Origin of the sequence: uncultured Turicibacter sp. (assembly GCF_938044715.1) — a bacterium.
GTDB classification, from domain to species: domain Bacteria; phylum Bacillota_I; class Bacilli_A; order MOL361; family Turicibacteraceae; genus Turicibacter; species Turicibacter sanguinis.
Map to the genome: position 1 here is coordinate 1 of NZ_CALIOS010000095.1, position 26754 is coordinate 26754.

General features: G+C 35.3%; 25 protein-coding genes and 1 other RNA gene. 3 read left to right on the forward strand and 23 right to left on the reverse strand.

All coding sequences use genetic code 11. From position 1 onward, the window contains the following. The 11 genes from mutS to rnpB form a co-directional block, all read right to left on the reverse strand. On the reverse strand, positions 1-2085 hold a 2085-nt coding region (gene mutS / locus QWC74_RS09690; protein ID WP_288993998.1), incomplete at its 3' end, for a DNA mismatch repair protein MutS. 193 nt (positions 2086-2278) lie between these two features. Then, positions 2279-2824, reverse strand: coding sequence for an outer spore coat protein CotE (gene cotE / locus QWC74_RS09695; protein WP_006785431.1), 546 nt, complete (start codon positions 2822-2824; stop codon positions 2279-2281). Positions 2825-2983: 159 nt separating this feature from the next. After that, a complete protein-coding gene (locus QWC74_RS09700; RefSeq protein WP_006785430.1) occupies positions 2984-3334 on the reverse strand; it encodes a YlbF family regulator in 351 nt (116 codons plus the stop codon). Then, complete coding sequence (gene miaB, locus QWC74_RS09705; RefSeq protein WP_006785429.1) at positions 3318-4826, reverse strand: tRNA (N6-isopentenyl adenosine(37)-C2)-methylthiotransferase MiaB; 1509 nt, start codon at positions 4824-4826, stop codon at positions 3318-3320. Before miaB ends, QWC74_RS09700 begins: the two co-directional genes overlap by 17 nt. 189 nt (positions 4827-5015) lie before the next feature. Next, complete coding sequence (locus QWC74_RS09710) at positions 5016-5279, reverse strand: stage V sporulation protein S (RefSeq protein WP_006785428.1); 264 nt, start codon at positions 5277-5279, stop codon at positions 5016-5018. A gap of 68 nt (positions 5280-5347) precedes the next feature. Then, positions 5348-6139 (reverse strand): TIGR00282 family metallophosphoesterase, encoded by a 792-nt coding sequence (locus QWC74_RS09715; protein WP_006785427.1) that lies wholly within the window; start codon positions 6137-6139, stop codon positions 5348-5350. Between the two features lie 102 nt (positions 6140-6241). Beyond that, the gene (gene rny / locus QWC74_RS09720) at positions 6242-7795 is read right to left on the reverse strand and encodes a ribonuclease Y (protein WP_006785426.1); all 1554 of its coding nucleotides are present in this window, start codon (positions 7793-7795) and stop codon (positions 6242-6244) included. Between the two features lie 284 nt (positions 7796-8079). Next, positions 8080-9117, reverse strand: a complete 1038-nt coding sequence (gene recA / locus QWC74_RS09725) for a recombinase RecA (protein ID WP_006785425.1) — start codon at positions 9115-9117, stop codon at positions 8080-8082. A gap of 146 nt (positions 9118-9263) precedes the next feature. Beyond that, positions 9264-9845, reverse strand: a complete 582-nt coding sequence (gene pgsA / locus QWC74_RS09730) for a CDP-diacylglycerol--glycerol-3-phosphate 3-phosphatidyltransferase (RefSeq protein ID WP_006785424.1) — start codon at positions 9843-9845, stop codon at positions 9264-9266. A 9-nt stretch (positions 9846-9854) separates the two neighbouring features. After that, complete coding sequence (locus tag QWC74_RS09735) at positions 9855-10715, reverse strand: RodZ family helix-turn-helix domain-containing protein (protein WP_006785423.1); 861 nt, start codon at positions 10713-10715, stop codon at positions 9855-9857. Positions 10716-10971: 256 nt separating this feature from the next. After that, positions 10972-11350, reverse strand: an RNA gene (gene rnpB, locus QWC74_RS09740) — RNase P RNA component class B. 167 nt (positions 11351-11517) lie between these two features. Between rnpB and recU the strand changes: the two genes are divergently transcribed. After that, positions 11518-12105 (forward strand): Holliday junction resolvase RecU, encoded by a 588-nt coding sequence (recU, locus tag QWC74_RS09745; protein WP_006785422.1) that lies wholly within the window; start codon positions 11518-11520, stop codon positions 12103-12105. 22 nt (positions 12106-12127) lie between these two features. Continuing rightward, on the forward strand, positions 12128-15178 hold the full coding sequence (locus QWC74_RS09750; RefSeq protein ID WP_006785421.1) for a PBP1A family penicillin-binding protein: 3051 nt from the start codon (positions 12128-12130) through the stop codon (positions 15176-15178). A gap of 36 nt (positions 15179-15214) precedes the next feature. Here the strand turns inward: QWC74_RS09750 and nth are convergent, their stop codons facing one another. From nth to dapB, 5 genes are all read right to left on the reverse strand, one after another. Next, on the reverse strand, positions 15215-15859 hold the full coding sequence (nth, locus tag QWC74_RS09755; protein WP_006785420.1) for an endonuclease III: 645 nt from the start codon (positions 15857-15859) through the stop codon (positions 15215-15217). Positions 15860-15874: 15 nt separating this feature from the next. Next, complete coding sequence (locus tag QWC74_RS09760) at positions 15875-16552, reverse strand: DnaD domain-containing protein (protein WP_006785419.1); 678 nt, start codon at positions 16550-16552, stop codon at positions 15875-15877. A 10-nt stretch (positions 16553-16562) separates the two neighbouring features. Further along, a complete protein-coding gene (locus QWC74_RS09765) occupies positions 16563-17039 on the reverse strand; it encodes a hypothetical protein (RefSeq protein WP_006785418.1) in 477 nt (158 codons plus the stop codon). Further along, positions 17023-18183 (reverse strand): CCA tRNA nucleotidyltransferase, encoded by a 1161-nt coding sequence (locus QWC74_RS09770; protein ID WP_006785417.1) that lies wholly within the window; start codon positions 18181-18183, stop codon positions 17023-17025. Before QWC74_RS09770 ends, QWC74_RS09765 begins: the two co-directional genes overlap by 17 nt. Before the next feature lie 103 nt (positions 18184-18286). After that, positions 18287-18997, reverse strand: coding sequence for a 4-hydroxy-tetrahydrodipicolinate reductase (gene dapB / locus QWC74_RS09775; protein ID WP_006785416.1), 711 nt, complete (start codon positions 18995-18997; stop codon positions 18287-18289). Positions 18998-19091: 94 nt separating this feature from the next. Here dapB and QWC74_RS09780 point away from each other — a divergent pair, with 94 nt between their 5' ends. After that, positions 19092-19964, forward strand: coding sequence for a YitT family protein (locus QWC74_RS09780; protein WP_006785415.1), 873 nt, complete (start codon positions 19092-19094; stop codon positions 19962-19964). Positions 19965-20005: 41 nt separating this feature from the next. Here the strand turns inward: QWC74_RS09780 and QWC74_RS09785 are convergent, their stop codons facing one another. The 7 genes from QWC74_RS09785 to QWC74_RS09815 form a co-directional block, all read right to left on the reverse strand. Then, entirely contained in the window at positions 20006-20734 is a 729-nt protein-coding gene (locus tag QWC74_RS09785; protein ID WP_006785706.1) for a zinc metallopeptidase, read from the reverse strand. Between the two features lie 90 nt (positions 20735-20824). Then, positions 20825-22075 carry a lipopolysaccharide assembly protein LapB gene (locus QWC74_RS09790; RefSeq protein ID WP_006785705.1) on the reverse strand — a complete coding sequence of 417 codons (1251 nt, stop codon included), beginning with the start codon at positions 22073-22075 and terminating at the stop codon, positions 20825-20827. A 41-nt stretch (positions 22076-22116) separates the two neighbouring features. Further along, the gene (gene aroA, locus QWC74_RS09795; RefSeq protein WP_006785704.1) at positions 22117-23385 is read right to left on the reverse strand and encodes a 3-phosphoshikimate 1-carboxyvinyltransferase; all 1269 of its coding nucleotides are present in this window, start codon (positions 23383-23385) and stop codon (positions 22117-22119) included. A gap of 2 nt (positions 23386-23387) precedes the next feature. Further along, the gene (gene aroB / locus QWC74_RS09800) at positions 23388-24455 is read right to left on the reverse strand and encodes a 3-dehydroquinate synthase (RefSeq protein WP_006785703.1); all 1068 of its coding nucleotides are present in this window, start codon (positions 24453-24455) and stop codon (positions 23388-23390) included. Then, positions 24455-25606, reverse strand: coding sequence for a chorismate synthase (gene aroC / locus QWC74_RS09805; RefSeq protein ID WP_006785702.1), 1152 nt, complete (start codon positions 25604-25606; stop codon positions 24455-24457). The genes aroB and aroC overlap by 1 nt, the downstream gene beginning before the upstream one ends. 12 nt (positions 25607-25618) lie before the next feature. Continuing rightward, positions 25619-26182: a GTP cyclohydrolase I FolE gene (gene folE, locus QWC74_RS09810; RefSeq protein WP_006785701.1), complete on the reverse strand. Its 564-nt coding sequence runs from the start codon at positions 26180-26182 to the stop codon at positions 25619-25621. A gap of 175 nt (positions 26183-26357) precedes the next feature. Next, positions 26358-26754 (reverse strand): glycogen synthase (locus tag QWC74_RS09815; RefSeq protein WP_288993999.1); only part of this gene is annotated, 397 nt, incomplete at its 5' end.

The following is a 26754-nucleotide window of genomic DNA, read 5'->3' on the forward strand; positions in this document are numbered from 1 at the left end:
GGTGCCGCGGCCAATTTCGTCCAGCACGACGAGGCTCTTGGGGGTAGCGTTCTTGAGAATTTCGGCCACCTCGGTCATCTCGACCATGAAGGTGGACTGGCCGGCGGCAAGGTCGTCCGATGCGCCGATGCGGGTAAAGATGGCGTCCACGACGCCCACATGACAGCTGGACGCCGGGACGAAGGAGCCGATCTGTGCCATCAGAGCGATAAGGGCGTTCTGACGCATATACGTCGATTTACCTGACATGTTAGGGCCTGTAATCAATAGGATTGATAAATCTGATGGCATGATACAATCATTTTCAACATATTGCACATCTTTTAAAACTTTTTCAACAACAGGATGACGTCCATCTTTAATTTCAATCACATGATTTTTATTTAACATCGGACGCGTGTAACGATTCTCTTCACTCATTGTTGCAAAAGCTTGTAATACATCAAAATACGCTAGCACTTTTGCAATCTGTTGAATTTTAGGAATTTCATTTTTAACAATGCCACGAAGTTCTGAGAACAATTCATATTCTAATTGGATTGATTTTTCTTCTGCATTTAAAATTAAATTTTCTTTTTCTTTTAATTCTTGTGTCACAAAGCGCTCCGCATTCACTAACGTTTGTTTACGTTCATATCCTGCATTCTCAGGAATCAAGTGCAAGTTTGCTTTACTGATTTCAATGTAATAACCAAATACTTTATTAAACTTAATTTTTAATGATTTAATTCCTGTTTTTTCACGCTCTTGTGCTTCTAAAGCCAAAATCCAATCTTTTCCATGGTTAATAACATAACGATACTCATCTAATGTCTCGTTATAACCATCTTTAATAATGCCACCTTCTTTAATTCCAATCGGTGGATTTTCAGCAATCGCTTTTTCAAGCAACTGCGTCATATGAGTACAATCAACCATCTTTTCAAGTTGTGAAAAAACCGATGGAATTGATAGTTGACTGAGTAACGATTTAATGTTCGGGATTTGCTTTAGTGATGAATTTAATTGTAATAAATCACGAGCATTGGCGTTTCCAAATCCAATACGCCCTGATAAACGTTCTAAATCATAAACTTCATTTAAATGTTGTTTTAATTCTTCTTTCACCATAAAATCGCCAATGAAAGCTTCAACAACATCTAAACGTTCTTTAATCACTTGTTCATTAATACATGGACGTTCAATCCATTGTTTTAACAAACGACTCCCCATGGCTGTTTTTGTTTTGTCTAGTAACCATAGTAATGAACCTTGACGTGATTTTGAACGAATCGTTTCCGTTAATTCTAAATTTCGTCGTGAATTATAGTCGATATGTAAAAAATCATCATTCTTTGTTAAACTAACCGGCTGTAAGTGACCGAGTGCACTTTTTTGTGTCCGAATTAAATAGTTAATTAAACGTCCAAAAGCAGCCTGAAGATTTGAATCACTTATTTCTGATACTAAGATCTGATATTCAATAGGTAGAATACAATTTTCCTCAAACGATAAAACAATTTGTTTTAAGGCACGAAGATTATCAAACATTTTAATCTCAACATCTGGACCGATGACGATTTCCTTACACCCAAGGCTAATGAGTTCACCCATTAAAACTTGAGCATCTTTTTCTAAATTCATCGCATAGTTTTCACCTGTTGATAAATCACTATAGACGATTGAATAGCCTTGAGTGGTTCCAACAATTGAAATAATAAAATTATTCTCTTTTTCATTTAAAGCATTTTGATTCATCACAGTTCCAGGTGTTAACATTCGAACCACTTCTCGACGAACAACTCCCTTCGCACTCGCTGGGTCTTCAACTTGTTCACAAACTGCCACTTTATATCCTTTTTCAATTAATCGATTAATATAATTATCGGCCGCATGATGAGGAACCCCACACATTGGAACGCGTTCTTCTGCTCCTGCTTCACGCCCAGTTAATGCAATCTCTAACTCTTTCGCCGCCAGTTGAGCATCTTCAAAGAATAATTCGTAAAAATCTCCTAATCTAAAAAAGACGAATGCGTCTTGATAATTCTCTTTTATTGTTAAATATTGTTGCATCATCGGTGTATATTTAGACTTATCTCGCATAAAAAAACTCCTTTTTCAAGTACATGTTCTTTTATTATAGCACAAACCCGCTCGCTTGTCTGATGCAGATTCTTCTTATCATCGACGACTTTAAATCATTTTAAACAATTAACCTTTAGTTATTTTCCGGGAAATACTTATCTTCGTCATTTTTCGACTTTTTATCAATAAAAAAGAATAAGGCGAGATCGCCTTATTCTCCTCTGAATGGTGAGTTTCCTAAGAAGTTCGTATTGACTTGATCAATTTCTGAATCTTCATCATCTTCAAGATCTGCATCGTCAACACCAACAGGTCCTAAAATAGAAACGCGCATTTTTGTTTCCCCAATGACTTCTACAACCAGTTCGAATTCAACTTCAACAATGATTTCACCATCTTCAATTCTTGCATCCACACAAGTTGGTTGTTGAATTGTACGAGCGATGACTTCATCACCTTCGTATAAGCAATCACGGATGGTTCTATGAACATTAACATGATCTGCATAATCCACACATTTTCTTGCAACTTCAGTTTTTGTGTTTCCATCATATGAATACCACACGTTAATATCATAGAATCCTTTTACATCAACAGCATTATCACTTTTGCGCGCTCCGAATTTATGATTGATGATCCAGCAACCTAAAATACTATCAGCAGGTGCTGCTACATCATCAATAGATTCAGTAACACGAAATCTTTTTTTACCTTTACCAATTACAGCTTTGGTTACAATTTCACGAATATCATTCATCCTAATACCTCCTCACTGATACTATATTCAGCTCATATCTTATTTGATACTGAATTGGAGGACTTTATGATAATTCATTCAGAATTAATTTTATTCCTCCACTCCTGAATGGGTAATCCGTAATCCATCTATCCACTCCTAAAATTAAAAACATCTTAGCTATTCACTAAGATGTTTATTAACCTTATATTCTATTATATGAGTCATACTTTGAAATAGTTCATTTAATTCAATTTGTGTTTGAATATATTCATTAAACAGAGGATTAGCATAAAGCTCGTCTTCAAGTAATTTCATTTCTGATGCCACTGAAGACGCCGCTCCTGATTTATGATAATGTTCAAATTTGATTAACTCTTTTTGTTTTTGCAGATACTCATCATAAAGATTCAAAAGTCTTTCGTTTTGATGAACTTTAACCGCTAACTGACGGTATCGCACTATGACTTCATCTTGATCAAGTTTTTCTTTTAACGCATTAAATGACGCTAAATTAGTTAGTTGTGTCATCGTTAACCATTTCTCCTGCTAAATGCCATGTTTTAGCTTCCGTGATTTTAACTTTAACGATTTTTCCAATCGTAGATTCATCTGCTTTGAAGTTAACAAGTTTATTGTGACGTGTATATCCTGCTAATACCGTCTCATCATTTTTACTCGTTCCTTCAACTAAAACGTCAACTACTTGGCCTTCAAAACGTTTATTTCCATTACGGAATCCACGATTAATCGCTTCATTTAAACGATTTAAACGATCTTTTTTATCAGCTTCTGACACATTATCTTCCATACGAGCTGCTGGAGTTCCCTCACGTGGTGAGAAAATAAAGGTGAAGGCCCCTTCATACCCTACTTCTTCAACTAATGATAATGTATCTTGGAATTGTTCTTCTGTTTCACCCGGGAATCCTACAATGATATCCGTTGTGATTGAAACACCTGGAATCGCTTCTTTAAGATCACGCACTAATTGTAAATACATTTCACGTGTATATTTACGGTTCATACGTTTTAACACTTCATTATTTCCTGATTGAACAGGTAAATGAATATGCTCCATTAAGTTTCCGCGTTTTGCTAATGTTTGAATTGTTTTTGCATCAAAGTCACGCGGATGTGAGGTCGTAAAGCGAATACGTGGAAGATCAATTTTATTTAAATCATCTAATAAGTCACCGAATGTATATTCACGATCTTTAAAATCTTTTCCGTAGGCATTAACATTTTGTCCAAGTAATGTTACTTCTTGATATCCTTCTTCGGCTAAATGTTTAATTTCAGCAATGATATCTTCTGGTAGACGGCTACGTTCTTTACCGCGTGTGTACGGTACAATACAGTATGTACAGAATTCATCACAACCATACATAATATTAACCCAAGCTTTAATGCTACCTTGGCGAGTACGTGGCATATTTTCAACGATTTCTCCCTCTTGAGACCAAACTTCAATGACACGCTCTTTCCCCATTAATGCATTGTGAATATATTCTGGTAAACGATAAATGTTATGTGTCCCGAAGACTAAATCAACGTATTGATATTTTTCCATAATCTGATTTACAACTTTTTCTTCCTGTGACATACATCCACAAACCCCTAAAATCAAATCAGGATTTGTACGTTTTAATCGTTTTAAACGTCCTAATTCACCAAAAACACGATTTTCTGCATTTTCACGAATGGCACACGTATTTAAGATAATTAAATCGGCTTCTTCTTGTGTTGTTGCTTTGGTATACCCTAATTCTTCAGCAATTCCGATGATGGCTTCTGAGTCGTGCTCATTCATTTGACAACCATAAGTTTGAATTAAATATTTTTTTCCTTGTCCAATATTTTTAATTGAATTCTCAATCGCAAAATCACGGTGAACATGTGCCTGCTCACGACTACGTTTACGAGCATCCGTAATACTTGGACGTTGGAAATATCGACTATAATCTTTTTCTTCTTTTACTTGCTTTGTCTGCATTGAAAGTTCTTTTTGTTGTTCGTTCATTTTTATCACCCTATATCATAAAGCTCTATCTATCAAATTTTGTCCTTTTTGTGACAAGTCATCAGTTACTTTCTCTATTATACAATCTAGCTTCATAATAATCAACTGATGTCATTTTCTGTTTTAAAAAGAGAGCGGTATAAAAAAAACTAGTGATTATGATTTCACTAGTTTTTTTATTTTTAAAATTTATTGTCTTGATTCAACAATCAGTTTAATTGCCGTACGTTCTTCTCCATCAATTAAGATATCTGTAAACGCCGGAATACAAATTAAATCTTTCCCTGTTGGTGCTACATATCCTCTAGCAATAGCAATAGCTTTTACTGCTTGATTTAATGCTCCTGCCCCAATTGCTTGAATCTCAACTAAGCCTCTTTCACGAAATGCATTAGCTAAAGCCCCCGCAACTGAATTAGGATTAGATTTAGATGATACTTTTAATACTTCCATACTAGTCCCCCTCTTTTTTGTTTTACACAGTAAGTTTATGCACCCTCATCCCGATACATGACTACTTTTTAAAGACTTGATTCTTTCTTGAGATTAATACGTTTAATTGATGATGCTTTCCCCGTTTTATCATTTACTTCAATTAAAACAGCATTTAACTGCGCTGAACCTTGTTCAACTGCATTAAAACGGATTGGTAAGCCTTCAATAAACTTATTAATAACATTCTCACGCTCAACTCCGATTACCCCATCAAGCGGTCCTGTCATCCCAACATCTGTAATATATGCAGTTCCTTTTGTTAATATGCGTTCATCTGCTGTTGGAACATGTGTATGTGTTCCCACGCAAGCACTAACACGTCCATCTACATAATAACCTAGTGCTACTTTCTCACTTGTTGCTTCTGCATGAAAATCAACAAAAATAATATTCGTACGCTTTTGCGCTTCTTTAATTAATTCATCAATGGCTAAAAATGGACAATTAATCATTGGCATAAATGTTCTTCCTTGAACTGAAATAACGGCAACCTCTAATGAATTAAATTTAATAAATGTTAATCCTTTACCTGGATTAGACGCTGGGAAGTTCCCTGGACGAACTAATTTATCTGCTTCATCAATAAAATCAAAAATAGAACGATTATCCCACGTATGATTACCAAGCGTCACAGCATTGACACCTTGTTCTAGTAAAAACTTATAGTATTTCTCGTTAATTCCTTTTCCGTGAGAAATATTTTCTCCATTCGCAATAATAATGTGTGGCTTATACATTTCTTTAATTTTTGGTAAGTTTTCTTGAATCATTTGACGACCAAGTGTTCCGTAAATATCTCCGATAAATAAAATTTTCATGATATCAGCCTTTCTTGTAGCATCTTGTAGCAATATTTTTTTAACATTAAAAAGCTATTGATACGACAGCATCAATAGCTTTTAAATCCATCATATGAACAATTATCTAGCTGTTTCAACAGCTCGAGTTTCTCGAATTACCGTAATTTTAATATTTCCTGGATATTCTAGTTCATTTTCGATTGTTTGACGAATTTCGCGCGCAACTTGATGAGCTTGAACATCATCTAATTGTTCAGGAATAACAGCCACACGTACTTCACGACCTGCTTGAATGGCAAACGCCTTTTCAACCCCTTCAAATCGACAAGCGATATTTTCAAGTTGTTCTAAACGTTTAACATAATTTTCAAGGGATTCACTACGTGCTCCTGGACGAGCAGCAGATAAAGTATCCGCTGCAGCAACAATAACTGCAATTAAACTCTTCGGTTCTACATCACCATGATGCGATGCAATTCCATCTATAACAACTGGGTGTTCACGATATCTTGTTGCTAATTCAATTCCAATCTCTACGTGGCTTCCTTCTACCTCATGATCCACTGCTTTTCCGATGTCATGCAATAAACCAGCACGTTTAGCAAGCTTTACATCTTCACCTAATTCAGCTGCAATAATACCCGATAAGAAGGCAACTTCCATAGAGTGTTTCAATACATTTTGTCCGTAACTTGTACGGTAATTTAAACGTCCTAAAATTTTCATTAAATCAGGATGAACTTTCCCGATTCCAACTTCAAATACAGCATTTTCACCGTATTCTCGGATGCGTAAATCGACTTCACGACGTGTTTTTTCAACAATTTCTTCGATACGTGCAGGATGAATTCTTCCATCTTGAACAAGTGTCTCTAATGTAATACGAGCCACTTCACGACGAATTGGATCAAAACATGATAAAACGACCGCTTCTGGTGTATCATCAATGATTAAATCTACCCCCGTTAATGATTCAATCGTACGTATATTTCGACCTTCACGACCAATGATTCGACCTTTCATTTCATCACTTGGTAAGTTAACAACATTGACACTATAGTCACTTGTCTGTTCTGATGCATATTTTTGAATAGCCAGTACAATTAACTCTTTAGCTTTTTTATCAGCCTCTAAACGAGCTTTTTCTTCTTCTTCTTTAATGTACTTCGCTACTTCATGAGACATTTCATCTTCTACACGTCTAAAGATGATTTCTCGTGCTCCATCTGTTGTTAAGCCCGAAATTTCAACTAATTTTTGACGTTGTTCTTCTAAAGTTTCTTCCACTTTGCTTTCTAGTTCTTTTAGTTCGAGTTGTTTTTCTGCTATAGCTTCATCTTTCTTTTCAAGAGCAATCTCACGTTTTTCTAAGTTTAAAATTCGACGATCTATTGTTTCTTCTCGTTGTACTAAACGTTCTTCTAAACGAACAAGTTCCGTTTTCTTTTCCTTAATGTCGCGCTCTGCATCAACTTTAAGTTTTTGAACTTCCTCCTTAGTTTCTAAAAGCGCTTCTTTCTTTTTTGATTCAGCTTCTTTTTCTGCTTTTGAGATGATATGTCCTGCCGATTGTTCAGCTCGTTCCATCTCAGCTTGATAGACTTTCTTTCCTCTAAAATTCCCAATAACTAACCCTATCCCTACTAGCAAAATGGAGATGATAATTTCTAGCATATGCGCACCTCCAATTAATTAATATCAAATTATCCGCCATAGATCTACTAAACGGTTCTATAGTTTGAAGATAATTAGTATTACGATATAATACTACATTATTTATTTTAATATTATTGTAATAACATGTCAAGAATTCCACAACAAACAAACAAAAACTGTTTCCTAATTTTTCTTATCTTCTTAAAAAGGTGAATTTGTTTTACAAATCTTCCTTATTTTCTACTATTTATTACTTTTTTATACAAAAAAGAAGCGTTTATAATAAACGCTTCTTTTTATTTTTATTCTTCATCAAAATTTAAATCTAAACCAGTATTTTGCACCGTATCTGTTGCAATATTTAATTCAGCACGAATTAATTCGGCTACTTCTTCCATCACAAATGGATTCTCTTTTAAGAACAATTTAGCATTTTCACGTCCTTGTCCTAATTTCTCACCGTTATATGAGTACCAAGAACCACTCTTCTCAATGATATTATATTCAACAGCTAAATCAAGAATCTCTCCTTGTTTAGAAACCCCTTCACCATACATGACATCTACTTCAACTGTTTTAAAAGGTGGAGCAACTTTATTTTTCACGACTTTAATTTTCGCAACGTTTCCAACAATATCTGTTCCTAACTTGATTTGTTCTCCACGACGTACTTCAAGACGAATCGTTGAATAGAATTTTAAGGCACGCCCCCCTGGTGTTACTTCAGGGTTACCAAACATAATCCCCACTTTTTCACGGATTTGATTAATGAAAATAGCGATGGTTTTGGTCGTGTTAATCGCACCTGATAATTTACGCAGTGCCTGAGACATTAATCGTGCTTGTAATCCGACGTGTGAATCACCCATCTCACCTTCAATTTCAGCACGTGGTACTAAAGCGGCAACTGAGTCAATAACTAAAATATCAATCGCTCCACTTCGAACTAAAGCTTCAGCAATTTCTAATGCCTGCTCACCTGTATCAGGTTGCGACACTAATAATTCATCCGTATCGACTCCTAATTTTTCAGCATAAGCTGGATCCAACGCATGTTCTGCATCAATAAACGCAGCTGTTCCACCTTTTTTTTGTACCTCTGCAATGGCATGTAACGCAAATGTTGTTTTCCCTGAACTTTCTGGTCCATAAATTTCAATAACACGTCCTCGAGGATAACCTCCAACACCTAAAGCAGAGTCAAGTGCTAATGAACCTGAAGAAACAACTTCAATTCTTGTATCTGTTTTTTCACCTAGCTTCATGACAGATCCTTTTCCGTACTGCTTTTCAATACTTTTAAGCGCCTGCATTAAAGCTGCTTCGCGATTATTACTCATATATTTTAATCCTCCACTTTCATTATTTATCTACTTATAACATACCCATTTTGTTGACTATTTCCTTTAATTTAGTTTAATAATAAACTATTTTTTATTTTAGCGCAACAAAAAAGCGAACAAAAATTCGCTTTTTTAAAAAATATTTATTTTGCCCCATCAAAAATATGAAGATTTTTGTAAATATACTCAACCCCTGAAGCTAAGGTTAAAATAACAGCTAAGGCTACAAAGATTTGATCCACTGGTAAATTTAATAACTCAAATGGATAATTTAATAATAATAACGTTGAAATCATAATAAATTGAACAACTGTTTTGATTTTCCCTAACCATCCTGCTGCAATCACAACACCTTTTGAAGCTGCAATGGTTCTGAACCCTGTTACAATAAATTCACGTGCTAAAATAACAAACACAACCCAACCAGAAATTAATGTATTTTCAAGTAACATTAATAAAGCGGCTGTTACTAATAACTTATCTGCCAATGGATCCATAAACTTCCCAAAATCTGTAATCATATTATATTTACGCGCAATATATCCATCAATAAAATCCGTAATTGCGGCAACTAAAAAGATAATTAACGCTAAAATATTTGCAAATGGAATTTGATAATCATTTAGATTTACAACATTAAAAACTAAATTTGGGATATAAAAACAAACAATAAAAAATGGAATTAAAATCACACGTAATAGTGTCAACTTATTTGCTAAATTCATAACTTTCACCTATTTTACTTTCATATTTAGTGTAATGTATTGATGAGGAACCGTCTCGTCAATGCTAACTAGCTCTCCATTAATCATCATCTCTAATCCGGTTACATTACCGATATTAAATTCTAAAACTCCCTCATTATTGGTTAGCATATCTTTAGTAAACGTATACTCAAAGACATCATTAGTTCGATAAGTTTCCCCAGGAATAATACTTTGATTATTCATCGTTGCATTTAACCAACAATCATTGTTAAATACCATTTTTAAATCTAATTGCTCACCCTCAGACATCACATCATAAATCGTTGATTGATTGTTTTGTGATACTTTCGATATGGTTGTTTTTGGTAACGAAATTTCCGGTTCTACCATTTCTGCATCTTTTTTTTCTTCATTTTCTGTATTTTTTGTTGGTTCATTAATCAATTCAGATGAGTTTGGATTTTTAATCACAACTTCTTCGGTTGGTTTTTCTGAAGCCGCTTTAATCATGTCGATCACAAAATACCCACCTAAACCAATCACTAATATGGTAGCAACAATTCCACCAAGGCGACCAAAATTACGTGTTCGCTTCTCTGTCTTCTGTTTTTTAATTTTAACTTCAACTTCTCGTTTTATCTGTTCACCATAGAAAGATTGATAAATTTCATCTACATTTAAAGATAAAAAACTAGCATATTTTTTAATATACATTTTTAAATAAAACTCATCAAATCTTGAAAAATCGCCACTTTCAATATTCTTTAAATGTTGAATCGGAACCCCTATTTTGTCAGAGACATCGTCTAAATTTAAACTTCGATTCAAACGTTGTTCACGCAAATAATCAGCTAATTTTTGATTACTTTCTTTATTTGAAAAATCCATTTCCAACACCTCCCGTAACATCCATAAAAACAAACTAAATTAATAATAGCATACCTATATTTATTTAAAAAGTGAATATAAGTATTTTTATACCGAAACTATCAAATTTATCTTGTTTTTTCCAGTTATATTGATTGTCTTTATCTTTCATATGTTTAGTTAATTTAAATAATTCATACATTTTATATTTTGTTATAAACAAAAAAACACAACAAATCTTGTTGTGTGCTGTGTTTTATTAAATGCATAGATAACATTCTGTAAGCCATGTTCTGTACCGTTGTACTACATACGGATGCCTCCTCGTACTCAGGTGGTAATTATCTGTCTGTAGAGAATAACTCTCTACCTTCCATACGCGTTCAGTTCCGCTTTAGAAGTGCCCCTACCAAATTTGGGTTTCTCGCTCGTGGGGTTTACCCGTTCCACTCTGCCGTTTCCGACAGTTATCGTCACTGTGGCACTTTTAAAGGTAATCACACCATATCCAAAGACTTAGGTGCTTTCCCAGCCGTCAGTCACATATTTGACTGCCCTAACTTATTGTTTGGTTAGGCACGATCACTACAACCATCGCAGGTTGTGCGAGCATGGACTTTCCTCAATGTCATAAGACACTGCAATTACCCGAATGTTACATTTTATATTATGGCAAATTTCAAAATAAAAGTCAATTGTAAATAAATTCTATTTTTTTATTTTATCTACCAAACTCCTTTCAATATTAATATGAAATCTTATGTAAGATTAGCTTTTTTTCCTTTTTTTTGATAAGATATACAATTAGGAGGTGTATAGCCCAGTGAATTATCCCCACAAAAAAAAATCAACTGTTATCTCTAAATCTTCAAGTGAAAAAACGATTACTTTTGGAAAACGTGGAATGTCTTTTGAAGATGATTTAAATCGTTCAAATGAATATTATTTATCCACAAATAAAGCGGTCATTCATAAAAAACCAACACCTGTGCAAATTGTTAAAGTAAACTATCCAAAACGTGCGGCTGCTGTTATAACAGAAGCCTATTTTAGAACGCCGTCAACAACAGATTTTAACGGCATTTTCAAAGGACACTATATCGATTTTGAAGCAAAAGAAACATCTAATATAACTATTTTCCCTCTTCAAAATCTCCACGCACATCAGGTAGAACATATGGCTCAAGTTTTAAAACATGGGGGAATTGTCTTTTTACTTGTCAAATTTTCTAAATTTAATGAAATTTATTTACTTCCTGGTGAAAAGCTCATCGAGTTTTGGCAACAATATAAACTAGGTAGTAGACGTTCGATAAAACGTGAGGAGTTTTTGGAGCATGCAACCTTAATCAATGAAGGAGCGTATCCAAGAATTGATTATTTAAAAGTGGTAGAAGAATTATTCTTATAAAAAATAAAAGGCGGTGACGTTGATGAACAAAAATAAAGGTGCACAAAAATTTTCTCTCACCCTATTTCAATCGGTTGGAACGATTTTAAAAGGATTCCTATTGGTTGTCTTATTGGGGGGAATCGCAGCAATGATGATTGGTGGTTTCATCATTTTCAAAACGATTGAAACTGCTCCAGAATTAGATATTTCAAAAATCTATGCGACAGAATCAAGTTATATTTATGATAAAGATGGAAATGTTATTGATGAACTTGGTGTTCAAAAACGTGAGTGGGTAACCTATGACCAAATCTCTCCTGTTTTAATTGATGCCATTGTCTCTGTAGAAGATTCAAAATTCTTTGAACATCACGGTGTAGACTGGCAACGTTTTTTAGTTGCTTTAATAACAAACTTAAAATCAGGTGATTTTGACCAAGGGGCTAGTACCTTAACTCAACAGTTAATTAAACAATCTCACTTAACTAGTGAAAAAAGTATTGATCGTAAAATCAAAGAGATTTACTTATCAATTCAAATTGAAAAAGTACTAACAAAAGAGCAAATTATTGAAGCTTACTTAAACTTCTCGCCCTTTGGAGGAAGTGTAAACGGAATTCAAAAAGCGTCTGAATACTACTTTGGTAAGGATGCAAGTGATTTAACATTATCAGAAGCTGCAACGCTTGCAGGTATTGTCCAATTACCAAACGTTTATCGACCAGATACCAATCCTGATGCAAGTGAAACTCGACGTAATACCGTTTTAAAACTAATGGTTAAACACGGATATATCACTGAAGATATGGCAACCCTAGCTGCTGCCAAACCAATTACTGATATGTTGGCTTATCAAACAAGCGGTGTCGATGATAAAACAAAATACCAGTCATTTATTGACGTTGTTATCAATGAAGTTCAAGAAAAATACGGTTTAGATCCTTATTCAGGACTTCAAATTTATACAACAATGGACCCATACGCCCAAGCATTTGTTTATGATTTACAAAATACAAATCAATATTATACTTGGCCACAAGATTTACAATCAGGAATTATATTCATGGATACGAAAACAGGAGAAATCAGAGCGATTGGGGGAGGAAGTGCTGAGGGTGAGCGTACGTTTAACTTAGCAACACAAATCCAGCGCCAACCTGGTTCAACAGCAAAACCAATTTTCGCTTATGGTCCTGCCATTGAATATCTTGGATGGGGTTCAGGAACAACCATTAACGATGATCATTATGCCTACCAAAATGGTAGTGATGTCATGGTTCATAACTACAACCACATGTATCAAGGACGTATGACAATTCGTAATGCTTTAAATAAATCATTAAATGTCCCAGCTGTTAAAGCATTTAATGCAGTTGGGGATAAAAAAGTAGCCGAATTTGCGCAAGGACTTGGAATGCCAGTTGAAGATACATTAAATGAATCAACAGCGATTGGTGGAGTTGAAACAGGATTCTCTCCTCTTGATATGGCAGGTGCTTACGCAGCGTTTGGTAATGGTGGAACATATAATGAACCTATCACCATTGAAAAAATCGTCTTATCAGACGGAACAACCATCTATGCCGATCAAAAATCTGAGACAGCAATGAGTCCTGAAACAGCCTATATTATAACGGATATGTTACACACGGTTATGACAGATGGAACCGGGAAAACGGCAAATGTTACAAGTATGTATTTATCAGGTAAAACAGGAACAACAAACTTCCCACAAGAAATTCGTGAAAAATATGGAATGCCAGACAATGCAATTCGTGACTCATGGTTTGTTGGATATTCAAGCGAATACACAGCAGCCATTTGGACCGGTTATACCGATACGAGCCAAGGACACTATATTTCAAACAGCGAACAATCAGCTCCTTGGTATGTCTTTAAAAACCTGATGTCTTATTTAAATCCAGCAGGATATGTGGAACCAACTCGACCTGATTCAGTAGTCAGTGTCACAATTGAAAAGGAAAGTGGTGCAGAAGATGGACAAGTACAATTAGCTTCTTCTTTAACACCGGATGCCTATAAAGCGTCTGAATTATTCCCTAAAGGTAGTCAACCATCTGTTTATTCAACGCGTTTTGAACAATTAGCTACACCACAAAACTTAACAGGATCTTATAATGGAAGCCAACTTCAATTATCTTGGGAACACATTAAAACTTATACGCTAGATTATAACTATATCAATAGCTTAATCAGTCAATATAAATCAATTACACCTAACTGTACAAAGTTAAGTAGCTGTAGAGAACTTGAAGTTCCAGAAGATCAACTTTACATGATGAAATTCCAATTAGATACAATTGGTGGAACTATCTATGATGTGTATGCCAAAGACATGGATGGCAATGAGGTTCACTTAGGAACAACAAGTGATAATTCATTCACAAAAGATCTTGGATACGGTGAAATGTCTTACTATACAGATTTCTATATTCGTGCACGTTATGAAAATTACGGGGCTCTAGCAAGTAATAATTCAAACAGTATCACAGTAGACTGTGAGAATTGCTTTAAACCAGTTAGTATTCCAGATATGGCTGGTTGGACAAAAGCACAAGCTGAATCTTGGGGAAGTTCTAATGGAATTAATATTTCATTCAGTGACGAACCAAGCACAACAGTAGCTGAAGGAATTATCATTTCAAATTCTCCAAACAGTGGAACATTAACTCCTGGTTCAACCGTTTATGTCAAAGTAGCTACTAGCCAGTTAGTCGTTCCAAACTATCAGTCAGATTCAGACTTCATTAATAAATATCAAGCTTGGGGAACTCTGAATTCGATTTCAATTAAAGTCAACCAAGAAAATCATGAAACAATTGCAAGTGGTGGATTCATCGGTTCAAATCCGGGTATTGGATCTGCTATTACACCAGGTTCAACGTTAACCATCACGGTTTCAAAAGGACCTGCTAGTACCACACCAGAAACACCAGAAACGCCTGTCATTCCGGATCCAATTAATCCAGATTCAGGCGTAAATGGAGATGGTGATGATGATGAGCGAGCAACTCCAGTAGGAGCCCAAACGATTAGTTTCATCAGAACATTGTTTAACTTCTTTAACTAAATAAAAAAAGAGAAACGATTAAATCGTTTCTCTTTTTTATTTTTTAATTAATTTTTTTCCTTCTTTACATGCATCAAACAAAGGACAGGTTTCACATTTTGGATTCTTAGCCGTGCAGTGATAGCGACCAAAGAAAATCATTAGATGGTGTGCTTTTGACCATCTATTTTCTGGAATCAACTTCATTAATCTATTTTCTACTTCAAGGACCGTATCATCTTTTTTAGCAAAGTCTAATCGCTTTGAGATACGCTCAACATGTGTATCTACTGCTATACGTGGCACTCCAAATCCAACAGATAAAACAACATTGGCTGTTTTTCGACCAACACCTGGTAGTTTCACGAGTTCCTCAAATGTCGAAGGAACGACTCCATCATATTTATCTAATAAGATTTGAGACAAAGCTTGAATATTTTTCGCCTTATTTCGATATAATCCAATCGTTTTAACATCTTGCTCAAGCTCACTTAACGGAACCTTGATATAATCTTCTGGACATTTATATTTCTCAAATAACGTTTGAGTTAGCTTATTAACACTTTTATCGGTTGTTTGGGCAGATAATAAAACAGCTAATACCAGTTCAAACTCATTTTTAAAATTTAATTCACAGTGCGCATCTGGAAATAATGTTTCCATCACATCAATGATTTCAAGTGCTTTTTTCTTCGATACCATTTGCTCACTTCCTCTTTATTCATTCATCCAGTCATAATAAAAATTAGGATCGACTACTGGAGCTTCATTATTCGTTGCCATAGGACTTTGTTTACGTTGTCTGAACTGAATCAACTGACGTTTAGCTTCCTCAACGGTTGTAATATTTTTCTTTTTCCACTCGATTAAAATTTTATCAATATAGCGAATTGATTTAATTTGATTCGCATTCACCTCATAAATGGCTAACTTAATCAGTTCTGGATCAAAATTATCTTCTGTCATCCACATGTGAATCGTTTCTATATCAAGCGGGCTTAAAATTCCAAACTCTTGCTCAAGCAACGTAAAAATCTCTTCTCGTTGCGTGGACTTCGATTGATTTTTCTTCTGTTTTAAATGCTTCTCAATACGCGTAAATAAAGGAGATAATGAATATTCTTCAAATCGTTTTCCAAATTCATCTGTTTTACTACTCACCAAGATATACTTACGTTCAACAAGACCGATAAATAATAGCGAACAACTGCCATCATCAAGCGTCATCTGTTTTGAAATGTCGGCAAAGGTCCACCCACCTGGATTCGTTTGAATTAAATTAGCTAGCAAACAAATAAAAACAAATTCTTGTTCATTTAACTCAAGCTCTTTATAGATTGTTAACAATAATGTATTAAAATCTAGCAGCTTTTTTTCCCATAAGTCATACATCATGTTTCTACTCCTAATCAATAATAAAATGCGAAATCAATTCTCCGTCTAAAGCATTTAAAATCACATATTCCTCACCTTCAGACGTTGTCACTAACACTTCATAAATTGGATTTTCATCCAAAAAACCTAAATAATAATGCTTCACTTTCCCACTACCTGTTAGCGATAAAGCTTTATTTACAATGGCATCAGTTGATAAAATCTTGTTTATTTCGACTTGATAAACCACGACATTATCTTTAATAAAATAATACTGCTCTGTCTCATTCGTTAGCAATACTTTAGCCACGTAATAGGCATCAATCCCTTGATACTCAGAAATTTCAAGCACTTGCTCAACCTCCGGTAACTTAGAAAGCGATGACTGATAATTCATCAAACTTTTTTCATGTCCCATTACATAAGAAAATAGTAATAAAAATCCCGAAATAATTAGGACAATTATTAATAAAACAAATCGTTTTAACCACCTATTTTTTGATTTCATAACCTTCTCCTAACTGTTGAATATAGTTTCGCAAACTCACGACCTCATTTTCAAGTGTTCCCATTACAACTTCAAACTCTAACGCCTCAAGTAGCTGACTAAGCCATGGACCTTTAGGGTGATTAATCCACTGTATAATATCCGCTACCTCAATCGCCAATTCTTTTCGATCAGTAATCGGTAGCTCTCTTAACTCAAATTTTTCAACTGATTGTTTTAATACATTCTGAATTCGATGATAATGGAGAGCTAAATCTTCTTTGTATTTATACTGAATATACTGAGGGGGCAACTGTTTGTTATAACACTCCCTAATCGCTTTAATCATACGTTTTTCAACGTTAGAAAAAGGCCAAGCTTTTAAATAGTCTTCCATTTCCTCAACTGTCAAACCAATTAAGGCAAATAACTCAACGCCCTCTTCTAGCCTTGCTAAGTTAGAACTTGAATATCGCTTCAGTTCTTTAAAATAAGTGATGGAGTCACAAAGTGGGGTATGGATTAGCAGATTAAATGCCTTTAATGAAAACTCACCACTTACCATCCCTTCAATTTCTTTTTTGATTCGTTCTTTTGAGATGTGTTCAATTAAAGCGCCCACTTCACCTATTGCTTTAGACGTTTCATCCTCTAACTCAAAGCCGAGTTTTGACATAAAACGAAGTCCGCGCAACATTCGTAACGGATCTTCAATAAAGCGCTCCTTCGCCTCTCCTACGGCCTTAATTTGACGATTACTTAAATCCTTAAGTCCATGAAAGGGATCCTCAAGCGTTCCATCAATTGACTCTGCTATCGCATTCATCGTAAAGTCTCGACGCTTTAAATCTTCTATTAGAGATGACGTAAACCTAACCTCACTCGGTCTTCTAAAGTCTTCGTATGCTTCTTCAACACGAAAAGTTGTGACTTCAACCGGTATTCCTTCTATCATGACGGTCACCGTTCCATGTTTAATTCCAGTCTGAATCGTCTTTTCAAATAACCCAATGACGACATCAGGTTTAGCGGACGTTGTAATATCAATATCATAAATGTCTCGACCTAGCAATCGATCGCGAACCATTCCACCTACAAAATAAGCTTCATATCCATTTTCTATCAAACGGTTCAAAACAACCTTTCCAACACGGATTAAACTCATTTTTAACACTCCAATTTAATTATACTCCTTTTATTATACTTAACATTAAACAAGATAATCAATAAAAAACCTCCTTTATTATTTTAAGGAGGTTTTTATCTTCTTAATCAATTAAATGTTGTAATCCATACACCAGTTCATTTAAGTTTTCAACTTTTCGAATGGCTAAAATAATTCCTTTTTCAAATGAATGGCGGCTATTGGATTGATGGATGAGCTCAAGTGTTTGATAATCATCACTAATTAACACCTGATGTTTCGCTAAAATCCCTGGCATTCGAATACTATGCACATGAGTTGAGGCTAACTTTCGTTTCAAAGAACAGTCTAGTGTATTAGCTAAATAAACTGCCGTTCCTGATGGTTTATCTTTTTTATTGATATGATGATATTCTACAATTTCAAAATTATCAAAATAATGAGAACACATTTCCGTAAACTTATTAATTAAAATGGCACCAATTGAAAAGTTTGGGGCAATGACTCCGCGCCCTCCATATTGTCTGGCCACATCTTTTAAATAATCGACGTCAGCTTTATTAAATCCAGTCGTTCCAATCACAATCGATTTTCCTGATTTTAACATGAGTTCCGACGCTATTTTTGCAAATTCATAGACAGTAAAATCAACATACACATCAAACTCAATTTCATTAATTACTTTTTGAGGGTCTGAATATACGGGGATGTCACCCGTTAAATCTTCTACTTCACTCACACCAGCTACTAACTTTAAATCTTCCTCATTCTTCAATGCTTCGACAAGAAAGCTTCCCATTTTCCCATTTAAGCCACCCACTACTATCTTTTTCATCATCTCACCTCAAAATTTGTCTATTCGTTATAGTTTATTCATCCATTCATGATATAATAATAACTAATAGTAAAATATTCTAGGAGGTTCTAACGTGTCACAAAAATTATTAAAACAACTACTATTGATTTCTTTAGGAACCGCATTGATGGCTTTTGGAATTATAAATTTTGCCATCACTAATCACATGGCTGAAGGTGGATTTACAGGAATTACAATTATTTTATTTCATGTCTTTGGAATTAGTACGGCTGTTTCAAACCTACTCTTGAATATACCTATGTTAATTATCGGATACAAACAGTTCAGTAAAAAAGGATTTTGGCTCACGATTTTCGGAACGGTTATGCTGTCTGTTTTCCTAAGAATCTTTGAGATGATTGGACATATTATCCCCCCACTTCCAAATGATATGATTTTAGCTGCTATCGGAATGGGAGTCTTTGTGGGTTCTGGACTTGGGATTATCTTTAATGCGGGTGGAACAACAGGTGGTGTTGACATTATTGCTAAAATTATAAAAGATAAACTCGACATTCCAATGTCACGTACAATGTTCACTTTTGATGCTATTGTCATCACGATTTCACTTATTATTTTCTTATCATTTACAAATGCCATTTATACCATTATTGGGCTTTATATTGCTGCCATTATCATTGGAAAATTCCAAGAAGGTTTCCAGGCTGGACACAAGGTTCTCATTATTTCAAATAATTATGAACAAATTGCAGCTGCCATTCACACTAAAATGAACCGAGGGGCAACCTTTATTCATGGGATGGGAACTTATAATAAAAATGATAAAGTCATTGTCATGACCATTATCAATAAACGCGAGTTATCTTCTTTAAAAGAACTTATTTATAAAATTGATCCTCAAGCTTTCGTAACTGTAAGTCATGTTTATGAAACATTAGGAGAAGGTTTCACATTTGATTCAAATGGCATCCCATACTTTGATTAATATCTAAAAAAAATCCTATCTATCAAGATAGGATTTTTTTATTAGTCATTATTTCGTTGATTAAAAATCATAATCAAACGTAATAACTCGGCAATCGCAACTACAGCTCCCGCTACATACGTTAAAGCTGCTGCCGTTAAGACTTTACGTGCCCCAGCTTTCTCTTCATTACCATATAAAATATTTAATTCACCTAACTGTGTTAGAGCACGAGCTGAGGCATTAAATTCAACTGGTAATGTCACGAGTTGGAATAATACAGTGATTCCGACCATGATAATTCCAAGTAATAAGAAGTTTCCTCTTCCTAAAACAAATCCAAGTAAGATGGCAATATAACCAAATTTATTCGCGAAATTAACCAGTGGGAACATTGCCGAACGGAATTGTAGCGGGGCATAGGCATTCGCATGTTGAATGGCGTGTCCACACTCATGTGCCGCTACGGCAACCGAAGCAATCGAGTTTCCACGATAAATATCACTTGATAAACGAACCGTTTTACGAGTTGGATCATAGTGATCACTCAAACGACCACCCACTTCTGTTAAATGAACATGTTGTAATCCATTCATATCTAAAATACGTCGCGCTACTTCTGCTCCCGTCATTCCAGATGAATTACGGACACGAATGTAGTGATTAAACGTTGACGTTAACTTAGCCTGTGCGAGCATTGGGACAATTAACGCAATTAATAGATAAATGATGTATGAAGAATCCATATACATTCCCCCACCATATCCATACGGACTATAATATAAAAACATTACTGATCACCTCAATCAATATCTTATTTAGAATGTATTATACCTCTTTTAAGACAAACTGTCTTGATTATGTAAATTCTTTTACAATTATTACATCAAATTCTCTAGAAGTTCGCGAGCTGGTGTTGCAGATGGGTCTAACTGTAAAATACGTTCTAATAGCTTAATCGCTTCGTTAGATAATCCTTCTTCAATTAAGAACTGAGCATAATCAAATAAAAATTCAACGTTATCTGCAAATAATGCGGCTCCTTGTTCAAAGCACGCTTTTGCCTCATCATATTCTTCTAACTCTAGATAAGCAATCGCTAAGTCCCAAGTAAAATGATCATCATATAATCCATTTTCTTCATAATGTTTAATATTATGAACCACTTCCTCATAATCTTCTAACATTAAACAAATACGGTTGCTTCTTAGAGCTGACTCTAAATCTTCAGGGTCTAAATTTAAAGCCTCATAGTACGCATCACGAGCGGCTTCAAAATCTTTTAACTTTTCTAATGCTGTTCCTTTAATCGAATATAGCTCCGCATTATACTCATTATGTGTCATTCCTTCTGCAACCATTTCTAATGCTTTTTCATAATCTTCTTCTTTTAAGTAGATTTTAGCTAAAATCGGATAAATCGTATCGTAAGAAGGATCTAATTCTTTTAATTCTTGGAATACTTTCTTTGCCTCAACCTCATCATTTAATTGATAAGCTAAAAACCCTTTATTAAATAGTTGATCGGTATTTAATTTTCCAAAATATTTTTCTGATAACTCAAATTGTTCTAAAGCTTTTTCAAACTCACCAATATGAGAATAGCAGGTAGCTAAACGATCATACACGTTAATTTCAGCTGATAAGCCACATTCAATTAAATCTAAATATAAATTTAAAGCCTGCTCGAATTCTCCGATATGATGATAAAACTCTGCATAAGCTAATTTAATCAAATCATTTTTAGGTTCTAAGGTCATTGCTTTTTTTAATTTATCTTCGGCTACTTCGAATAACCCCTGAGCAATATACATATCAGCCTCTAGTAATAAAACACTCACATCTGACTCATCATCACTTCCTGATAATAAATCTAATGCTTTTTCATCTTCCGCTAAATCTAAATATAAATCAGCTAGGAATGTTCTTAAATTCGTTTCATGCGGATATTTTGAAATTAATGGCTCTACTAATTCAATCGCAGCTGAAACACGTCCCAGTGCCGCAAAAATTTGTGCTACTAAGAAAATTTCATCATCGTTAGCATGAAAAGCAAAATGTTGCATTTGTTCAACGACTTCTTCTGTTATTTGTCCTTTTTCATATAATTCAATAAACGTTTCAATTGTCATATAAAACACCTCTATTTTTCTATCTTCAACATCATTCTCACTTATTTTAAAACTTTTTGCATATGCACTAAAAAGTCAGGATATGAAATATTCATCGCTTGCATCTCTTCTATTTCAAGCTCATTTTTCATCAATAATGATGCCACATATAACATCATTGCAATGCGGTGATCACCATGGCTTGAGACTAAAGCAGGGTGATAGCTCAGATTAATATCGCCGTTAATAACCATACCATCTTCGGTTGAGAAAAGGTTGGCACCAATGGCTTTTAACTCTCCAACCGTCACATCAATTCGATTCGTCTCTTTTACTTTTAATTCTTCTGCATCTTTAATGATGGTTTGTCCCATCGCTTTCGTTGCCAGTAAGGCGATGATCGGAATTTCATCAATTAAACGAGGAATCATCTCACCTTCAATGATAATCCCCTTTAAATCTTTCGTATACTGAACTCGAATATCCGCCACTCGCTCACCACCAAAATAACGCTCATTTTGGATAGTCAGACGTCCTCCCATTTGCAAGAGGACATCCACAATGCCACAGCGAGTTTCATTTAGACCCACATTTTTAAGGATAAGGTCACTGCCTTCAACCATTAAGGCTGCTACCATAAAGAAAGCCGCCGATGAAATATCAGCTGGAACAAAGACTTGGCCTGGCGTTTTTGGCATCTGAGGCCCACTTAAGGTAATCACACGGTTCTCCTTATTATAGACAATTTGGAAATCTTCAAACATTTTTTCCGTATGATCACGCGTCGGAACCGGTTCATGGATTTTCGTTTCTCCACTTGCAAACATAGCCGCTAACATAATAGCTGACTTCACCTGAGCACTTGCTACTGGTAATTCATACTCAATTCCATTAAGACTTTGTCCTTTAATCGTAGCTGGCAACGTCTGATCATGTGTTAATTCAATGCAAGCTCCCATTTGTTTTAATGGACTTGTCACACGTTTCATTGGGCGCTTTGACAATGAAGCATCACCAACTAACGTTAGCGTTGTTGGAAGAGCGCTTAACACCCCCATCAATAAACGTGCAGTCGTTCCTGAATTTCCGGCATCAAGAATGGAATTTGAATAGGTAAATCCATCTACACCTGGGCTATCGATGATTAATTGATTAGCCGTTAATTGATACGTCACCCCAAACTGTTTAAAAATTTCAAGCGTGCTTAAACAATCAGCCCCTAGTAGCGGGTTATGAATGACAGTTTGTCCAGTTGCTAAACTACTTAGAATAATAGCACGATGCGTAATCGATTTATCTCCTGCGACTTGTAACTCTCCACTTAAACGCATCTTTATAACCTCCTATCGTTCATCCATTTTAAAAACTGCTTAACATATCGTTTCGTCTCTTCACGCGTCAAACTAACAAGGCATGGAGACTGTTTATCATCTAATAATACAAATCGAATCAATTGTCGATCATTTTTCTTATCATGATCCATATAGTTTAAATACGTTTCAATCTTCTCTTCTTCTAATAAAATCGGATAATTTAATTTAACTAATGTGTTTAAATACTTCATCAAATCAACTTGAAGGAATAGTTTTTCCTGACTTACAAAAAGAGCAAAAGCCATCCCAATTGCGACAGCTTCTCCATGAGAAAGGGATGGATACACCAGTTCAACAGCATGGCCAAACGTGTGCCCAAAGTTTAAAAAAGCACGTTGTCCTTTTTCAAATTCATCAGCCTCTACAATCACTTGCTTCACCTTTAGGCTGTCAATTAAAATCGGTGAAAAAGAAGGGTGCTTTAACGGTTCAAGAGATGGATAACTCATCAGTTTTGTTAGTAAATCATCATTTGCAATAAAACCATGTTTCAGCATTTCAGCAAATCCACTACGCCACTCTTTATCACTTAACGTCTTTAAAAAATCAAGATGATAAATAACGGCAAGAGGAGGATAAAATGCACCAATTAAATTTTTACCAAGCTCATGATTAATGGCAACCTTTCCACCAATCGCACTATCGTGTGCCAATAGCGTTGTTGGGATTTGAATAAAATCAATCCCTCTCATGTAAGTCGCACTGACGAATCCAGCTAAATCTCCGACAACGCCCCCTCCAAAAGCTAACACTAAACCACGACGATCGACCTGATGTTCAATTAAAAACGTCTGAATTTCATAATAATTTGATATAGATTTAGAAGACTCGCCTGGTTTTATCACGAAAACAGGGGACTCAGAAGGTAAATACTCTTTCAGTTGCGCGTAGTGAAGATCATAAACCGTTTGATCGGTTATCACCACAACTTGACTCGCCTTTTGAATAAATGGATTTAAGGAGGCTAAACAATCTCCGACATAAATGGGATACGTGGAATGCTTCGTTTGAATCATTAATTTTTGCATTAGTATAACCTCACATATTCACGATAAGCATTCATCGAATCGATTAGTTGGCTCATTTGATTTGATTGAAACTCGTCTATTATAGCAGTTGCAACTTCAATAGCCACCACCGCTTCTAAAACAACACCTGCCGCCGGAACCACACAGGTATCGGAGCGTTCAATCATACTTTCTTCAACTGCTTTCGTTTCAATATGAATGGATTGAAGGGGTTGATACAGTGTTGGAATTGGTTTAATCATCGCCTGAATAACAAGTGGCATTCCATTGGTCATACCTCCTTCAAATCCACCATAATGATTTGTTTGTCTGGTATATCCGTTATCGTAAGTAATTTGGTCATGAACCTGACTTCCAAAGTGACTTGAAGCCATCATCGCATCTCCAAAGTAAACGCCTTTAACCGACTGAACACTCATCACCGCTGCTGCTATCTTTGCATCTAATTTACGATCAAATTGAACATAACTTCCAATTCCAGCTGGAACATTTTCAACGAGAACCTGAACCACTCCTCCAAGTGAATCTCCCTTTGATTTCGCTATATCAATTTCTTGACACATCGCCTGTGAGGCTTCTACATCAAGACAGCGCACTAAAGACTTTACTGCCTGTAATTTAATCTTTTCAACGGTTACCTCTTCTATATTTGCCGATACGTTCCCAATTTGTAAAACATGAGCCCCCACTTCAATCTCAAGAGCTTTTAAAACTTGTTTAGCTACCGCTCCAACTGCAACTCGAATTGCTGTTTCACGAGCTGATGAACGTTCAAGGACATTACGTAAATCACGATGTCCATATTTAATCGCACCCACCAAATCGGCATGGCCAGGGCGTGGCACTTTTTTTATTTCATAATCCTGTTCATCAATTGGAGCAACTGACATCGTTTGGCCCCAATTTTTATTATCTTTATTTTTTATGATTAACGTAATGGGGGATCCAAGCGTCCTACCATGTCTAACTCCGCTGACAATTTCAACACGATCTGTTTCAATCTTCATTCGATCTCCACGTCCGTATCCACCTTGACGAATTTTCAACTCTTCATTAATCATCTCGGCTGTTAACTCAAGTCCAGCTGGAATTCCTTCGATAATAGCCGTTAATTGGGGACCATGTGATTCACCACTTGTAAAATATCGCATCTACCTCACCTCTTAACCTTTAATTAAATTTAAGACTTCTTGACGAAGTGCGATCTCTTCTTTAAACACACCTGTACTATAAATGGTCTTTGTAATAGCTCCTGGCTTTTTAATTCCTCTCATCACCATACACATATGTTCCGCTTCGATAACAACCATAACCCCTTTAGATTGAAGGGTTTCAACAATAGCATCGCCAATTTGTTTTCCCATACGCTCCTGTAATTGGGGGCGTTTAGACACAATATCCACGACACGTGGAATTTTACTTAATCCAACAACCGCATCATTTTCTGGATAATACGCGACATGCACACGCCCGAAAAACGGTAATAAATGATGCTCACACATCGAATGGAACACAATATCTTGGACTAATACATATTGATCATATTCTTCACTGAAATAAACTTGTAAATGTTTTTTGGGATCATCATGTAAACCTGAAAAAACCTCTTCATACATTCTAGCCACACGTGCTGGTGTATCAATTAACCCTTCACGACTTGGATTTTCCCCAATGGCCTCTAAAATCATCTTAACTGCTTCTTCAATTTTATTTTTATCAACTGACATTGCTTATCACCTTTTTATTAGATTTCGACATTTTTCCATATATAATATTTTACCATAATCTTATCTTTTTCTCTTACTTTTTAGTTTTTACTTTTTTAGAAGTCCTTATCAATCTCAAAACATAAAAAAAGCATAGAAATCACTAATTCAAAACTAGTCATTTCTATGCCTATTATTAAAACATCGACTGATATAATTCCACGTATCGCTGCGCGGATTGTTCCCATGAATAATCCCCTGTCATCCCACGTTTCATTAATAATTGCCAAGTCTCTTTATCCTGATAATAAAAACTTAAAGCTCGGCGGATGGTATACATCATATCGTGCGCATTATAATTCGTGAAACTAAATCCATTTCCTTCTTTCGTGAATTCATTAAAGGCGTGTACCGTATCATTCAATCCACCTGTTTCACGAACAATTGGAACTGTTCCGTATCGAAGTGAAATAAGTTGTGATAATCCACATGGCTCATATAAAGAAGGCATTAAGAACATATCACTTGCTCCATAAACTAAATTAGCAAGTGCCGCATTATATCCAAAGTAAACCCCAAGCTTTTGCGGATAA

Bases quoted from the DNA above. Each gene is read 5' to 3' on its own strand.
- nth (WP_006785420.1), bottom strand. From the start codon at position 15,859: ATGGTATCGAAGAAAAAAGCACTTGAAATCATTGATGTGATGGAAACA.
- QWC74_RS09735 (WP_006785423.1), bottom strand. From the start codon at position 10,715: ATGGATTTTTCAAATAAAGAAAGTAATCAAAAATTAGCTGATTATTTG.
- QWC74_RS09700 (WP_006785430.1), bottom strand. From the start codon at position 3,334: ATGACACAACTAACTAATTTAGCGTCATTTAATGCGTTAAAAGAAAAA.
- dapB (WP_006785416.1), bottom strand. From the start codon at position 18,997: ATGAAAAAGATAGTAGTGGGTGGCTTAAATGGGAAAATGGGAAGCTTT.
- miaB (WP_006785429.1), bottom strand. From the start codon at position 4,826: ATGAACGAACAACAAAAAGAACTTTCAATGCAGACAAAGCAAGTAAAA.
- aroC (WP_006785702.1), bottom strand. From the start codon at position 25,606: ATGCGATATTTTACAAGTGGTGAATCACATGGTCCCCAATTAACGGCT.
- recA (WP_006785425.1), bottom strand. From the start codon at position 9,117: ATGAGTAATAATCGCGAAGCAGCTTTAATGCAGGCGCTTAAAAGTATT.
- cotE (WP_006785431.1), bottom strand. From the start codon at position 2,824: ATGAATGATATTCGTGAAATTGTAACCAAAGCTGTAATTGGTAAAGGT.
- QWC74_RS09770 (WP_006785417.1), bottom strand. From the start codon at position 18,183: ATGAGTTTAATCCGTGTTGGAAAGGTTGTTTTGAACCGTTTGATAGAA.
- QWC74_RS09715 (WP_006785427.1), bottom strand. From the start codon at position 6,139: ATGAAAATTTTATTTATCGGAGATATTTACGGAACACTTGGTCGTCAA.
- aroB (WP_006785703.1), bottom strand. From the start codon at position 24,455: ATGCAAAAATTAATGATTCAAACGAAGCATTCCACGTATCCCATTTAT.
- pgsA (WP_006785424.1), bottom strand. From the start codon at position 9,845: ATGAATTTAGCAAATAAGTTGACACTATTACGTGTGATTTTAATTCCA.
- QWC74_RS09790 (WP_006785705.1), bottom strand. From the start codon at position 22,075: ATGACAATTGAAACGTTTATTGAATTATATGAAAAAGGACAAATAACA.
- QWC74_RS09760 (WP_006785419.1), bottom strand. From the start codon at position 16,552: ATGATGTATGACTTATGGGAAAAAAAGCTGCTAGATTTTAATACATTA.
- QWC74_RS09785 (WP_006785706.1), bottom strand. From the start codon at position 20,734: ATGTTTTTATATTATAGTCCGTATGGATATGGTGGGGGAATGTATATG.
- QWC74_RS09750 (WP_006785421.1), top strand. From the start codon at position 12,128: ATGAACAAAAATAAAGGTGCACAAAAATTTTCTCTCACCCTATTTCAA.
- rny (WP_006785426.1), bottom strand. From the start codon at position 7,795: ATGCTAGAAATTATCATCTCCATTTTGCTAGTAGGGATAGGGTTAGTT.
- QWC74_RS09765 (WP_006785418.1), bottom strand. From the start codon at position 17,039: ATGAAATCAAAAAATAGGTGGTTAAAACGATTTGTTTTATTAATAATT.
- folE (WP_006785701.1), bottom strand. From the start codon at position 26,182: ATGTCAGTTGATAAAAATAAAATTGAAGAAGCAGTTAAGATGATTTTA.
- QWC74_RS09710 (WP_006785428.1), bottom strand. From the start codon at position 5,279: ATGGAAGTATTAAAAGTATCATCTAAATCTAATCCTAATTCAGTTGCG.
- aroA (WP_006785704.1), bottom strand. From the start codon at position 23,385: ATGCGTTTAAGTGGAGAGTTACAAGTCGCAGGAGATAAATCGATTACG.